Source organism: Thermosynechococcus sp. NK55a (assembly GCF_000505665.1).
GTDB lineage: Bacteria > Cyanobacteriota > Cyanobacteriia > Thermosynechococcales > Thermosynechococcaceae > Thermosynechococcus.
In genome coordinates this window covers 424424-438493 of the sequence record NC_023033.1, presented here as the reverse complement: position 1 = coordinate 438493, position 14070 = coordinate 424424, and the positions used below count along the sequence as shown (strand labels likewise).

General features: G+C 54.1%; 10 protein-coding genes and 2 pseudogenes. 6 read left to right on the top strand and 6 right to left on the bottom strand.

What is annotated here, in order from left to right:
• Positions 1–28 precede the first annotated feature (28 nt).
• From NK55_RS02135 to NK55_RS13040, 3 genes and pseudogenes are all read left to right on the top strand, one after another.
• Positions 29–811, top strand: a pseudogene (locus NK55_RS02135) (N-6 DNA methylase); the annotation flags it as partial.
• Positions 812–931: 120 nt separating this feature from the next.
• Positions 932–1384: pseudogene (locus tag NK55_RS02130) on the top strand (type I restriction enzyme endonuclease domain-containing protein); the annotation flags it as partial.
• A 413-nt stretch (positions 1385–1797) separates the two neighbouring features.
• Positions 1798–1983 (top strand): hypothetical protein, encoded by a 186-nt coding sequence (locus NK55_RS13040; protein WP_200865510.1) that lies wholly within the window; start codon positions 1798–1800, stop codon positions 1981–1983.
• A 173-nt stretch (positions 1984–2156) separates the two neighbouring features.
• Here the strand turns inward: NK55_RS13040 and NK55_RS02120 are convergent, their stop codons facing one another.
• Both NK55_RS02120 and guaA read right to left on the bottom strand, forming a co-directional pair.
• Positions 2157–4022: a hypothetical protein gene (locus NK55_RS02120; RefSeq protein ID WP_024124193.1), complete on the bottom strand. Its 1866-nt coding sequence runs from the start codon at positions 4020–4022 to the stop codon at positions 2157–2159.
• 61 nt (positions 4023–4083) lie between these two features.
• The gene (gene guaA / locus NK55_RS02115) at positions 4084–5691 is read right to left on the bottom strand and encodes a glutamine-hydrolyzing GMP synthase (protein WP_024124192.1); all 1608 of its coding nucleotides are present in this window, start codon (positions 5689–5691) and stop codon (positions 4084–4086) included.
• A 230-nt stretch (positions 5692–5921) separates the two neighbouring features.
• Here guaA and NK55_RS02110 point away from each other — a divergent pair, with 230 nt between their 5' ends.
• On the top strand, positions 5922–7001 hold the full coding sequence (locus NK55_RS02110) for an Mrp/NBP35 family ATP-binding protein (protein ID WP_024124191.1): 1080 nt from the start codon (positions 5922–5924) through the stop codon (positions 6999–7001).
• Complete coding sequence (lspA, locus tag NK55_RS02105) at positions 6998–7474, top strand: signal peptidase II (RefSeq protein ID WP_024124190.1); 477 nt, start codon at positions 6998–7000, stop codon at positions 7472–7474. The genes NK55_RS02110 and lspA overlap by 4 nt, the downstream gene beginning before the upstream one ends.
• Here the strand turns inward: lspA and NK55_RS02100 are convergent.
• Together NK55_RS02100 and NK55_RS02095 are read right to left on the bottom strand one after the other, a co-directional pair.
• Positions 7471–8202, bottom strand: coding sequence for a metallophosphoesterase family protein (locus NK55_RS02100; protein ID WP_024124189.1), 732 nt, complete (start codon positions 8200–8202; stop codon positions 7471–7473). The two genes, lspA and NK55_RS02100, sit on opposite strands and share 4 nt — an antisense overlap.
• 11 nt (positions 8203–8213) lie before the next feature.
• The gene (locus NK55_RS02095) at positions 8214–9881 is read right to left on the bottom strand and encodes a DUF3370 domain-containing protein (protein ID WP_024124188.1); all 1668 of its coding nucleotides are present in this window, start codon (positions 9879–9881) and stop codon (positions 8214–8216) included.
• A 468-nt stretch (positions 9882–10349) separates the two neighbouring features.
• Between NK55_RS02095 and NK55_RS02090 the strand changes: the two genes are divergently transcribed.
• Positions 10350–11078 (top strand): response regulator transcription factor, encoded by a 729-nt coding sequence (locus tag NK55_RS02090; RefSeq protein ID WP_024124187.1) that lies wholly within the window; start codon positions 10350–10352, stop codon positions 11076–11078.
• Here NK55_RS02090 and NK55_RS02085 read toward each other — a convergent pair.
• The gene (locus NK55_RS02085) at positions 11075–12943 is read right to left on the bottom strand and encodes an NYN domain-containing protein (protein ID WP_024124186.1); all 1869 of its coding nucleotides are present in this window, start codon (positions 12941–12943) and stop codon (positions 11075–11077) included. The genes NK55_RS02090 and NK55_RS02085 overlap by 4 nt on opposite strands.
• A 55-nt stretch (positions 12944–12998) precedes the next feature.
• A complete protein-coding gene (gene rlmN, locus NK55_RS02080) occupies positions 12999–14012 on the bottom strand; it encodes a 23S rRNA (adenine(2503)-C(2))-methyltransferase RlmN (RefSeq protein ID WP_024124185.1) in 1014 nt (337 codons plus the stop codon).
• Positions 14013–14070 lie beyond the last annotated feature (58 nt).

Here is a 14070-nt window from a genome sequence, read left to right as displayed (position 1 = left end):
ACTCGCGCTGCTCCAAGATGACTCCGAGCTGTTTAAGCAGTTCAGTGATAACGAACATGGCGACTCGCTGCTGAACGAATGGCCGATTCTGCGCGAGGAGAACCCGGCCAAGAAGATCGAATTCGACGCGGTGGTGGCCAATCCTCCCTTTAGCTACCGCTGGGAACCTGCCGAAACCATGGCGGATGATTTTCGCTTCAAGGGGTACGGGCTAGCCCCCAAATCAGCGGCGGATTTTGCGTTCCTCTTGCATGGGTTTCACTTCCTACACCGTGAAGGGACCATGGCCATCATTCTGCCGCACGGGGTGCTCTTTCGCGGCAAAGCGGAGGAGAAGATCCGCAAGAAGCTGCTGCTCGACGGCAACATCGACACGGTGATCGGGCTGGCGCCCAATCTTTTCTACTCCACCGGCATCCCGGTGTGCATCTTAGTACTCAAGAAGTCCAAGAAGTTTGACGATGTGCTCTTTATCAACGCCGCCGAGCTTTACGAGAAGGACAAGCGCCAGAACCGGCTTCTTTCCGAGCACGTTGACAAGATCGTCGAGACCTACCAGTTTCGCCGCGAGGTGAAGGAAGAACTCGACAACGGCGCCTTGTTCGCCTCCCGTCGGGTGAGCATGAAGGAGATTGAGGAAAACGACTTCAATCTCAACATCCCCCGGTATGTCAGCACGGCTAAAGAAGAGCCGGAAATAGATTTACAACAGGTTCATAAAGAGCTTGTCGAGTTGACTCGTAAGATCGAGGAGGCTCGCGATCGGCATAATGTGTTTCTAAAAGAGCTCGGACTTCCGGAACTGCCCTAGACAGGGGCTGCCGATTGAATGGGAGTGGATGGGCTGTTGTCGAGTCTGTAGGGTGTGTTCGCTTCGCCTGAATGGCCTGAAAGACCGGCAGGCCTGAGGAGTGGCTCGCGCTGCTGCCTGCGCCGCAAGAAGAATCTCGTCCAGGCGCGTTCCTTTGCGGAGTTGCTCGAACAGGCACTCCGTCGCTATCAGAATCGGGCGATCGAAGCAGCGCAGGTGATCGAAGAACTCATTGCGCTGGCAAGAGAGATGCGCGAGGCGGACCGCCGTAGCGAAGAGCTGAAATTGTCAGAAGAGGAGCTGGCCTTCTACGACGCGCTTGAGACCAACGACAGCGCGGTGAAAGTGCTCGGCGAGCCCACGCTCAGGCAGATTGCCCGGGAGCTTGTGCAGATCGTGCGGCAAAGCGTGACCATAGACTGGACGGTGCGCGAAAACGTTCGCGCCAACCTGCGGCGCCTGGTCAAGCGCATCTTGCGCAAATACGGTTACCCGCCGGACAAGCAGGAAAAGGCGACGCAGACGGTGTTAGAACAGACAGAGCTTCTGTCTGCAGAATGGGCGATCGCCTGAACGGGGTATCTAACAACCACTTCCAACGGACAGTCCGCTGCGCAGCCCGCTGCTGAACTGGGTCATTGGAAACCGGAGGACATATCAGCAGCTTTTGAGAAGTAAGAGAAATTGATCAAAGCATCTTGAGGAGTCACATCGCCGATGTGTATTTTTGCTTGTGCGCCGACCCTTTGTCGTCGAAGCCCATAAGGCAGAAAGTGGATAAACTACCAGACGACATTTCCAGGACGCCCTTGAATCAGATTCATTGGTGGAATGGGGGTATGACCAGAGATGATTTCGAGGCACGGAACGTTCTTTTCCAGCAGGAGGACCAGGCCACCTACATCAAGAAGCTGCTGGAAAAATGCTTGCAGGAGAATATGGCATCGCTCATCTGATCCCCGACAGATCGTCAACCGGAGGGGGAGTTGTCCAGTCCAGAGGACATTTCCCCAGAGGTGCGCGCAGATCTCTCGGAGGCAGCACAGTCTCAGTTCATCACAGCCTCTAATGAGGTGCTAAAGGAGTCGAATGATGAAGAGAATACCCTGATGAAACCTTGGGAGCACATCAAAGCCCTCTTCCAATGCAATGAGAAGGGCATCTATAGCTAGATCCTAGGGTCTGCGTTTTTTTGCAGACCTAAGCAGACCTAAGAGGAGGAGAATGCTCTCTGGGTAGACGTCTAAGCCAGTGTAGGATTCTCTTGGAGGCTGGTGTTGATGAGCCGCTGAGTCATCAGTGCTCAGACGGGGAACCCAGAAGGGCGCTGGTTCCAGTGATCTTACTACCGCGATCCGCCAAATAACCAATGGAGATTAACCCCTACCCCTGGGGACTCTTGACCGATGAGACCTGAATTGGGAATACTGCTGCCAACTGCCGTTGAGCCATAGAGATCAATTCCCAGACCCCACTGGGGCACGACATAGCGCAATCCTGCACTGTAAACACCTGTTTGCCCAAAGACAGGTGTGGCTTCGGCAATAAATTGGAGGTTGCGGACAACTTCAACATTGAGGCCGATCCCAACGCCACCCACCACTTTTTGAGCCGGCGTCAAAATCCCCAACTTCGGATTCAGCAGCAGTGCCACATTCTTGGTTGGCTCATACATAAAGGCGAGTTCCAAACCCCCTAGGGAACGACTCGCACCCCCTCCCTGCTCAATGCCACGATTAAATGAGCCTTGAAAGGCGAAAGAAAAGGGATCTCCTTGAGCCTGATCGAGGAAGCGCAACTTGGCTGCCAGCCCCAACTGCAGGTTGCCACTGTAGTTGATGTTTTCGATGAGGGTTCTGCCGCGCTCCCACTGTTCAATGGCAACAGTCAATTGGGCATCGTAGGCCAGCCCAAAGCCCACCTGAAAACCGGTTCCTGTGGTGCCGCTATTGCCCCGCAGGTACAGCATACCTGGATCGAGGGTACTGGGGGAAGTAAGAGTCAGACCATTAAGGAGCAGCTGGCGATCGCGATCTGTGAGGGGTTGCCGCGGCCCGCTGCGAAAACTGGGCAGAAAAGGGGGAGCAAAATCAGGTCCCATATTGGGGGTATAGCTTAATCCCGCCATGATGCCCACTTGATCGGCACCGGGCAAAAAAGCCAAGGTACGACTTGCAGGGGTGATTCCAAAGGCGTTGGTTGCTGCCAGATCAATACTCACCGAGGGGTTCACGAGGAAACGCACACCAGCACTCCACACGGGCAGGTTGACGATCGCGCCATCACTACTGCGCACCGCATTGCCCCCAGGCCCCACCGGCATATTCACATCGGCAAAGAGGTTAAACCGAGGATGGGGTTGCCAACTGATGCCGGTGCCAAAGTTGACGTTGGTGTCGTAGAAGTTTGCCCCGCCGTTAATGGTGGCGGGAAAGTAGGTGAGGTTTGGTGTAAAGTGCCACTGTAACTGGGGATTGAAGGTGTAGGTAAGGGGAACTTGGAGTGAAGCAGCCACCGTCCATGTCCCTGTTGGCGCCGCAGCAGGCGTAAAGAGAAAATTGCTCGATCGCAGCCGCACCGCCTCTAGGGAGCCAGCCACGGCTACAGAGAGGTTTTTGCCACGATGCACTTGATATTTGAAACCACCGGCGATCGCCCCAAACTGAAGGTCAGGTTGTAGCCCATTCACCAAGCGTCCCAAGGGGTCGTCGTAGTAATTGCCACTAAAGCTCACTTGCAAACGATGATTGATGGCATAGTCAATGGAGCCATAGAAAATTTGTAGACCGCCGCCGCCGCCAGCCACTTCGGGATCATAGTTGCGAATTCCCCCCCGCAGTTCAAGGGTTTGCTCGGGCAGGATATTGGCCGTCTCCAAGTTAAAGAGACGGGTAGGCGGACGCATTAAGGGGGGAATGCGATACTGGGGTTCTTCGGCAATGACCGGTCTCGGTGCCTGCTCAGCGACGGGAGGTAAAACCGGTTGCGCCAATTCCTCTGAGGTCGCTGGCTGCCACGGGCGATCGCCACTGGGTTCAGGACCAGCTTGCCACTGGGGGGGAGTTTCCGGCGTTGGTACCACTTCAAAGGTTGGGGGAGTTGTCGGCCGAGCCTCAATTTGCCACTGGGGTGGACCAGATTGCGCCGTTGCCCCTAGGGGCAGCCACACACCTGCACCGAAGCTAAGGGCCAGCGTCCATTTACTATTCATGCCACATCCCTCACACCACCATCTCTCCCAGGGAAACTGATCGCTCCCCCTGCCAGCAAATTTACTCCCACTCAATGGTTCCCGGCGGCTTGGAGGTAATGTCATAGACCACCCGATTCACCCCCGGCACTTCGTTGACAATGCGGTTAGAAATTCGCTCCAGGAGGTCGTAGGGGACCCGTGCCCAGTCGGCGGTCATGCCATCTTCGCTAGTGACAAATCGCAGCACCACCGGATAGGCATAGGTGCGCTGATCCCCCATGACTCCCACGGTACGAATCGGCAGTAGCACCGCAAAGGCTTGCCAAAAGTCGTGATACATCTCAGCGCGGTTAATTTCCTGCCGCACAATCAGATCCGCATCCCGCAGAATCTCTAGGCGTTCCGGGGTCACTTCCCCCAGAATCCGAATTGCTAAACCAGGACCGGGAAAGGGATGCCGCCGCACAATTTCTTCGGGTAGCCCCAGCGATCGCCCCACTTGGCGCACTTCATCCTTAAAGAGCTTGCGTAGGGGTTCCACCAGCTTAAAACGCAAGTTCTCCGGCAGGCCGCCAACATTGTGGTGGCTTTTAATTTTCACGGCTACGCGCTCACCAGTTTGGGGGTCAATGTTGGCATTGGCAGATTCAATGACATCGGGATAAAGGGTTCCCTGCGCTAAGTAGTCAAAGGGACCTAGCCGCTGTGATTCTTCTTCGAAAACGCGGATAAATTCATGGCCAATGCGTTTGCGCTTTTCTTCAGGATCGGTGACCCCCACCAGTTGGGCAAGGAAGCGATCGCGGGCATTGACGTACTCCACCTTGATGTGAAACTGCTCCTGAAAGAGCTTGAGAAGTCGCTCGGGTTCCCCTTTGCGCATAAACCCTTGATCAATAAACATACAGGTGAGTTGATCGCCAATGGCACGGTGCAGCAAAAAGGCCAGCGTCGAGGAATCTACCCCCCCCGACAGGGCAAGGAGCACCCGTTTGTCCCCCACTTTGGCTCGCACTTCCCGGATGGCTTCTTCAACAAAGGCAGCAGTTGTCCAAGTGGGTTCGCAATCACAAATGTGATAGACAAAGTTGCGGATCAGGGCAATGCCCCCCAGGGAATGCACCACCTCTGGGTGAAACTGAACTCCATAGAGTTTCCGCTCGGGATGGGCGATCGCTGCCATTGGCGTATTGTGGGTATGCGCCAAGACCCGAAAACCCGGGGGCAACTCCGTGACACTATCGCCATGACTCATCCACATAATTGTTTCCTGCTCAACATTGGTGAGCAGATCCGTGGGGTCATCAATAAAAAGCGCCGCCTTGCCATACTCGCCGGCGATCGCTCGCTCCACCCTTCCCCCCAACTGTTGCACCATCAGTTGCATGCCGTAGCACACCCCAAGAATGGGAATCCCCAGGTTCCAGATCTCCGGATCGCATTGGGGCGCATTTTCGTCATAGACAGAGTTGGGGCCACCGGAGAGAATAATGCCCTTGGGTGCCAATTGGGCGAGTTGCTCAGCAGTGGTGCGATAGGAAATGACCTCGGAATAGACTTGGGTCTCCCGAATGCGGCGGGCAATCAGTTCCGAGTATTGCGACCCAAAATCGAGAATGACAATGAGTTGGCGTTGCAGGCCTTGGCCAGTGGCTGTATCCGGTTGGTGGAGGGTGGAGTGAGTCAACGTTGCAATCCTTCTGATCCCAAATGGCTCATACTTTCCAGAATACCGCCCTTTTCTAGAAATTATGGCCTGGGGGAAGTGATTCTCGCCCACGGTGACTTTAGCGGTTTTCAGAGGCTTAACTTCTTGGCAGCGCAGCGGTATCGCTGCTGTTGGCGACAGGGGAACTTGCCCAACATGGTACGATCGCTACCTAAGCTACTCAATAAACGTCAGTTATTCACTACCCCATGAGCGCCCCCCTAACCGTTGAATCTGTTTTAGCAGCACTGCGCCCCGTTGAAGATCCGGAACTGCGGCGATCGCTGGTGGAGTTGAACATGATCCGCGATGTCGCCATTGAGGATGGCACGGTTCGTTTTACACTGGTGCTGACAACCCCCGCCTGCCCCCTACGGGAATTCATTGTCGAAGATTGCAAAAAGGCCGTCTTTGCCCTACCGGGGGTAATGGATGTGCAAGTGGCAGTGACCGCTGAAACGCCCCAGCAAAAAAGTCTGCCCGATCGTACCAATGTACCGGGGGTCAAAAATATTATTGCTGTCTCCAGTGGTAAAGGAGGAGTTGGCAAAAGCACCGTTGCTGTGAATTTAGCCCTGGCCCTTGCCCAAGCGGGGGCTGCCGTCGGCATTATTGATGCCGATATCTATGGACCCAATGTCCCCACGATGCTGGGGCTAGAGGAGGCCATTGTCGAAGTGCGCAAGGAAGCAAGAGGCGATGTCCTGTTACCCCCAGTGGCCCACGGCTTGAAAGTGGTCTCCATGGCCTTCCTAATTGATCGCGATCAGCCAGTCATTTGGCGTGGTCCCATGCTCAACGGCATTATTCGCCAATTTCTCTACCAAAGTAATTGGGGGGCATTGGACTATCTGATTGTGGATTTGCCCCCGGGCACTGGGGATGCCCAACTCACCCTGGCTCAAGCGGTGCCCATGGCGGGTGTGGTGATTGTAACAACGCCCCAACCCGTTGCCCTTGGGGATGCGCGGCGGGGATTGCGGATGTTTCAGCAGTTGGGGGTAACGGTCCTGGGGTTAGTGGAAAATATGAGTTACTTTATTCCCCCTGATCTGCCCAATCGTCGCTATGACATTTTTGGCAGTGGCGGTGGCGAAGCCTTGGCAGCGGAAATGGGTGTGCCGCTTTTGGGACAGATACCCTTGGAATTGCCCGTGCGGGAAGGGGGGGATTTGGGTCAACCGATTCTGATTGCGGATCCGCAGTCGGCTGCCGCTCAAGCGCTGCGGGCGATCGCCCAACAGGTGGCAGCACGAGTCTCTGTGGCTGCCCTGAGCTCTGTGGGATGAACAGTCAGCGGTTGAAGATCAAGAACTTCCTCTTTTGGTGGGTCGCTGGTCTCGCCTTAGCTAGCGATCGCCTGACCAAAGCATGGATTGTGGCCACCTATGCCCTCACAGTGCCGCCGCAAACAACGCCCATTATCCCGGGTGTCTTTCACATTACCTACGTTACGAATACTGGGGCAGCCTTTAGCCTCTTTGCCAATGGCAGTCTCTGGTTGCGCTGGCTGTCCCTCATTGTTAGCTTGGGGCTGATCACTTGGGCAATTCTAGGTCCGCGGTTAGATCGCTGGCAGCAGGTGGGCTATGGTTGTTTACTGGGTGGCGCCTTGGGCAATGGCATTGATCGCTTGCTCACGGGTGAGGTGGTTGACTTCTTGGATTTTCGCTGGATTCAATTTCCCGTCTTTAATGTGGCAGACATTGCCATCAACATCGGCATTGTGTGTCTTTTGTGGTCCGCGTCGCACCAACGCTAGCCCCTATTCCAAGACAACTTTGCCAAATCGACAAGAAATGTGTCCAGTTCCCCCTGGCGAGTACCACCGTAGAGCACATTCACTTGATAGACCCATTGATTGGTCCAGTCGAGGGCCGTCAGGTAGCCACTGCGGCGATGGTAAGCACCGGTTTCAATGTCTAGCCAACCGGCACCCCGCACAATTTGTCCTGCTTGAACCCTGGGAAACGTAAAGGTAATGGTGTGTCCGACCACAATAGTTTTATCTGGAAAGTAGGGGCTGGGGTGAGCCAAAAAGGACTCGCGAATCCAGCAACACTCTTGATGAGTTTGCTGTTCTAGGGGCAATGCCGGATTCAGCCCCGCATGGACAATAAACACATTCCCTAAATCTTGATAGAGGGGCACCGTGTGCAGCCAATCCAAGTGTTCCCAAAGCAACTCTGTGGAGGTGTAGCTGGCAAGCGTCTCATCTCCACCACTTTGGGACCAAACCAAGAGTCGTGCCGGATTGATTTGTTTGCCCTCAAAGGTGAGAAGCATCATATCCTCATGGTTACCCCGTAGGGCACCATAGCCACACTGTCGCACCAATTCAACTACGGCCGCACTCCTGGGGCCTCGATCCACAAGGTCACCAAGGAAGTAGAGGCGATCGCCCACTGTGGGGGAAACGAGATCCAGCAAACGGCACAGACCCTCGTAGTGACCATGCACATCCCCAATTAGGATGAGGCGGCTGTCCACCGTGGTGACTCCTAGGGTGTAGTGACAGGTGTGAGGGAGAGAGAATTGGGAGCGGCGGGCACTTGAGTGGTGTTCTCATAGCTAGGGCCAAGTAATGTCGCCACTGTCAGCACTTGGGGTGGCGTTGCATCGGGGGGATAGAGCAGATCCACAGTAACATTCCTTTTTTCACCTGGACGCATATTTAACGTTACTAACGGTTCTCCCCGCTGACCCCGCCGTTGTACTAAATGAACATAGCGCTCTTGCATCTGTCCTAAATCATCTGTGAAGCGGACGCGCACCGTTCCTCGAAAAAAGACTTGGGGGGCTGGCGGTTCCAAAAATTTGAGGACAACACTGCGGTGATCTTGCTTGACAGGGGTTTGCAGCGTTAGCACGACGGACTGCAACTGACCGGTATTGTTGACCAAGGGCAAGGTCAAACTATAGTGAACGCCGTAATTGCCGTGGGCATAGTAGGCAGTGTCTGGATAGCGTACCAACATGGGCGCACTTTGAATTTGACCGGTGCCAAGGGTGCCGCGGTGGAGCGTACTAATCCCATAGGAGATGGCCCGCCCCGGTGCAGGAATTGTTAAAGCCTGTCCATGGGTTTGGTGATCGGTAAGGGTGGCTTGCCAGCGGGAGCCTTGACTAACCCCGGCCACACGGCCATAGAAGAAGCGACCAAACCGATCACTGGTGGGGGGAGTGGGTGGAATGTCGCGGGGAGTAACCAGTTGACCCCGGTGGAGCAGTGCCCACCATTCCTCTAGGGTGGGTGCCCGTTCGATGCCCTGCTCGTTCACGCGGGCAAACATTGACATTTGTGCCAGATAAATCGGGCCACTGCTTTCTAAGTACATTAGGGTTGAGCGGCCATTGGAGGAGGAGACATCACCAAAGGGATTCGTATCCGGGATTAAGGGCAACTTGGGACCGACCGCGCCATCGGCATTGAGCATCAACTCTGCGCGGACACGATTGAGTACTGCATTGGGAAATTGGGTGGGCAACGGCAACGGCAGATTAGCCAGCAGCCGCGCTTCGCGAGGAGGAATCGTGACCTGTGAGGGAAAGAAGGTCTGGCGTACCCCCCGCAGCACTTGGTTGGTGACTCGACTCCCAGGCCCTGAAAAAACAAAGCCAGTGGGGTTATCGACTATGGCGGGCAAATTGCGGAAAGGGGCATCTGGAGTACTTAAAAAACTAGCGGCTTGATGAAATCTCACCGTGACATAGCGATCCGTTGGGTTGTAGGCCAGTAGCCCTAAATAGAGGGTTGGCGTACTCACCGCCCGATTGGATTGAGTAATGTGGTGGGCAAAAACATCAAAGCGCCCCTCTAGGGGATAGTTCAGGTGAGCCGCTGGTTGCCATTTCCCTTGGGGTGGAAACGTCGAGAGGAGAATCCCCTCCGAGCGCACCATCTCTGGACTGTTGCTATTAAAGACTGGCACATCGTCTAATTGGCCGGGGAGTGGACGAATGTCTTGGGGAAAGTAGGCAAAGTGGGTGGGTGTGACGTAGGCCGTTGTAGCCGGTGGGGAAGAGACTTCAGGGGGTAGGACCTTGACGGGTACGGCATTGGCTTGAACAACAACATTTGAGCGAGGCGAATATTCCTGTATGACGGTGGCTGAATGTTGGGGTGGAGTTGCTAGAGCGGCTTGTGCCACAAGAATGGGAGCCAGCATATCTGATCCAAACCACAGCATTACAGTGAGTGAGCAGTTCGCAAAAGTCAGGACAGGGTCATCGTTTCTGACCAAAAGTTGCATTCCCAAAGTATAGCCTAGGTTTGTGGAAAATCCCCTCAAGAGCGCATAAAGCTTGCAGCATAAACGTACCTCCAGCTTGGGTAGCTCTGCGTATAGCACCCTAGAACTGGGTTTCAAACTCTACCCAGGGCTGATTAGAACGTGGTCTAGGCCCATTTAGAGGGTTCAGTGACCCCTCAACCTTGTAAAGCTGTTGTAGGACAACATCCTATGTGCTGGGTATAGTCCAATTTTAGAAAGAAAAGGTCTATATCCCTAGATTGGCCTCAAATATTGAGAAAATCTAAAGAAACTCAGCAAACTCTTAAGGTTTTTGCAGCGATGTTTATAATTCTCTCAGAAGCGGTAGTCCGCCGCCTATGAGGATTGAGTACCGTTCATCCTATGAAGCCCCGCATCTTAATCATTGATGATGACCCTGCGATCGCTGACGTTTTGGCAATTAACCTGCAAATGGCGGGCTACGAGGTCACAAAGTCCTTGGATGGGATGCAAGGGCAAGCCCTCGCTGTGCAACTCTCTCCCGACCTCATTCTCCTTGACCTGATGTTGCCCCAAGTGGATGGCTTTACCATTTGCCAACGCCTGCGGCGCGATCCGCGCACCCAAGATATTCCGATTTTGATGCTGACGGCCCTGAGCCAAACCCATAACAAGGTGGAGGGGTTTAATGCCGGCGCCGATGACTATCTCACCAAACCCTTTGAATTGGAGGAAATGCTGGCACGGGTACGCGCCCTCTTGCGACGGGCCGATCGCATTCCTGCCACAGCGGGCCATCGAGAAATCCTCAGCTATGGTCCATTGACGCTAGTGCCCGAACGATTTGAGGCCTCTTGGTTTGGCAAAATCATTAAGCTGACACGCCTTGAGTTTGAACTGCTCCACTGTCTGCTGCAACGCCACGGCCAAACCGTTTCTCCCAGTGAAATCCTTAAGGAAGTCTGGGGCTATGACCCCGATGATGACATTGAAACCATCCGCGTCCATGTGCGTCACCTGCGCACCAAACTGGAACCTGATCCCCGCAATCCTCGCTATATCAAAACGGTTTATGGTGCTGGGTATTGTTTAGAGTTGCCAAGTCATATTGAACCCCCCAATGCGTCCTAGGACGGAGGTTCTGGTGCCTTTTCTGGACTCTTTGTAGGCAGTTGTAGCGGCTGGAGGGGAACCGCTTGGGCAAAGACCTGCTCATTGATTGTCTCACCAATCCTGCTGAGGCGCTCTTCCACAGCTTGGCGAAAGCGGCTTTGTAGCTCGATAACCAAACTAGAAAAGTCCTTGATGGCAGGGTTGAGGGTCAGGGTGTCACCACTGGAGGATAAGGCGCGCGTTAGAATACCCGCTTTGACATAGTTGGCGATCGCCCGCTTGATTCCTGTCTCACTCATTGGCTGCCCCTCCCTGTGGCTCTGCTCAAAAATGGCGTTAGTCATTCTTCTGGAGGCCACATTGCGGGGGCGATGGGCTATTAACCAGTGTCCCACGTTAGTTAAGAGGGCATCTCCTGCGACTTCCTGGGCAAAAATGGCGCGATAAATTGAGATGGTGTGGATACTCTGTGGCCCATGGGTATGAACTGTGCAGTACTCGGGGAGCTTATTTCGCCAACAGAGAACAGCTTTGCGCAATTGACTATTCACTGCAACGCAAATAGGTAACTGATGCTGATCGGCTAGATAAGCCACCCAGCCGGAGGGCTTGAGGAAACCAAACCGCAATGGGTCCAGTTGGGGGAGTACCGATTTGATATCCCAAAAGACAGTATCAAAAACAATTCCGTTGACGAGTTCCTGGGATTTTGCCGGATCGCTTGTATAGTAAGACAACAGTTCCAGTAGTTTTTCGGTTTCCCGTTGGCCGATAGCGCTCACAGGAATTTGATGATAGTTCAACGGCTCAATGGGTAAACGAGAAGACAATAAAGGTGAAGCCTGACTCGTCGTGTTGGCTGGCTTGGATTGAGGCGGGAAAGGTGTGCCGTTTCTGCCATTGGTTGGGGGAGGGGAATCAATGAAGGGATTCTCAAGAAAGATAAATTGGTGGCAAACCTTCTGAAAGCTAAGACTAGCGGCATTCCAATAGGCACAGCCAATCACAGTTTTACCGTAGTCGCGCAGGCGCAGGGCAATGGAGCCAAACCCACCATCACCAGAGATTAGAACAAAGGTGTTAATGTCAGGATAGTGGTGAATTAGGTCAATGGCATCGAGGGCGAGCTGAATGTCAGCGGCATTGCGTTGATCTCGATTGTGGCCATAGACAGGAACCCGTTGAATCTGTGAGCGCTTGAGTTGATCGTTAAGGGCTTGAAGCGTTTTATTTTGCCAGTTGCCATAGGCGCGCTTGATGGCAATTTCCCCCAGATCAATGGTGCTTTTAATTGACTCCAGAATCTTGTCTAAGGACACAAGCTCATTGACTTTGGCGGGGTCTAATCGCTGCCCTTGGTTAAAGACTAAGTTCTCAATGTCATAGAGGACAGCGGTTTTTAGGGTATTTGCGGGGGGTTGGGGTCTTTGGAGGAGTGTCTGAATGGTTTGCAGAGCCGCACTCTGGGCGTGAATGGCTTCAATCAGTGGCTCTAGTTCCTGGGCACTCAGTGGGGAGGTGTCTCTTAAATTGTCCTTGAGGGTTTCCAGTGGCTGGGCTATCTGGTTGCGAATCGGGCGCCGGGCTTCGGGAAGTGCTTCGTGTAGTTGCTGGGCAAGGTCAGTGAGGCGTTGTTGCTTGAGTTCTTGCAGGAGAAGTGTCTTGAGTTCCGTAGTCTCTGGAAAGGATGCGAGGAGGGTGTGAATGTCTTGAAGCAGGCGATCGCTACGGCGCTGGTTCTTTTCAATGAGGGGAGCCCCCGCAAGGGCACCAATGCCACTCCCTAAAAGGGCTGCTAAGGGTTGTTGGGGTTGAATCAGGGTGGCAATACCACCGAGGGCGATCGCGCCAATGGGAGCAACGAACCAAAGCTCTGGCTTCATTCAATAATGGGATAGGAATTACAGGAAATTAGAAAGTTATGATAGCAAAAAATGTTTAGGGAATGAGTTGGCCTTGGCGCAATTGGCCACAGGCGGCTTGCTGATCCAGACCCCGCGATCGCCGAATGCTGGCAGTAACCCCTCGGGCTTGCAGTTGACTGAGAAATTGCCGCAGGCGCTGATCCGTAGGACGTTGATAGGCTGCCTCAGGAATGGGATTGTAGGGAATCAGGTTGACATGGTTTTGGAAGCCCCGCAATAGCTGCGCCAGCTCCTCGGCGTGCTGGGGGCGATCGTTGACCCCCGCCAGAACAGTATATTCAAAGGTAATGCGGCGACCGGTTTGTTGCACATAGCCACGACAGTCGGCAATTAACTGGCTGAGGGGATAGTGTTTGGCACTGGGAATGAGTTGCTCCCGTAGGGCTTGGTTGGGGGCATGGAGGCTGACGGCAAGGGTGGTTTGCAATTGGTGCTGTGCCAGTTGCTGAATTTGTTGGGGAATGCCCACGGTGGAAATGGTGATGTGCCGCTGACCAATGCCAATATCGCGATTGAGACAGGTGATTGCCTGGAGAACGGCAGGTAAGTTTAACAGGGGTTCGCCCATGCCCATAAATACCACATGGCTGACACGGCGCTCCATTTCACTTTGGATCGTGAGCACCTGATCCACGATTTCGTGGCAGGCCAGATTGCGGCGGTAGCCCCCTTTACCGGTGGCACAAAAATCACAAGCCATTGGGCAGCCTACTTGGGAAGATACGCAGACCGTCAGGCGATCGCTACTGGGAATGCCTACGGTTTCAATGGTTTCACCATCGGCTAAGGTCAACAGCAGCTTTACGGTGCCATCCTGGGCATCATGGCGGTAGCGAATTTCTGAGCGGCCAATCTCTACACCTGTCAGGGCATCGCGCCACTGTTTCGGAAAGACAGTGATCTCTTGGAGCGATCGCGCCCCCTTTTGATAGAGCCACTGATGGAGTTGTTGCCCGCGATAGCCGGGCTGTCCTTGGGCTTCTACCCATGCTTTCAGTTCTGCTGCGGACTGTCCCAGCAGTGCCATCCTGTTTAACTGCTTTACTTTCCTATTTGATCCTAGCAAACTACTAACCTACGCTTTT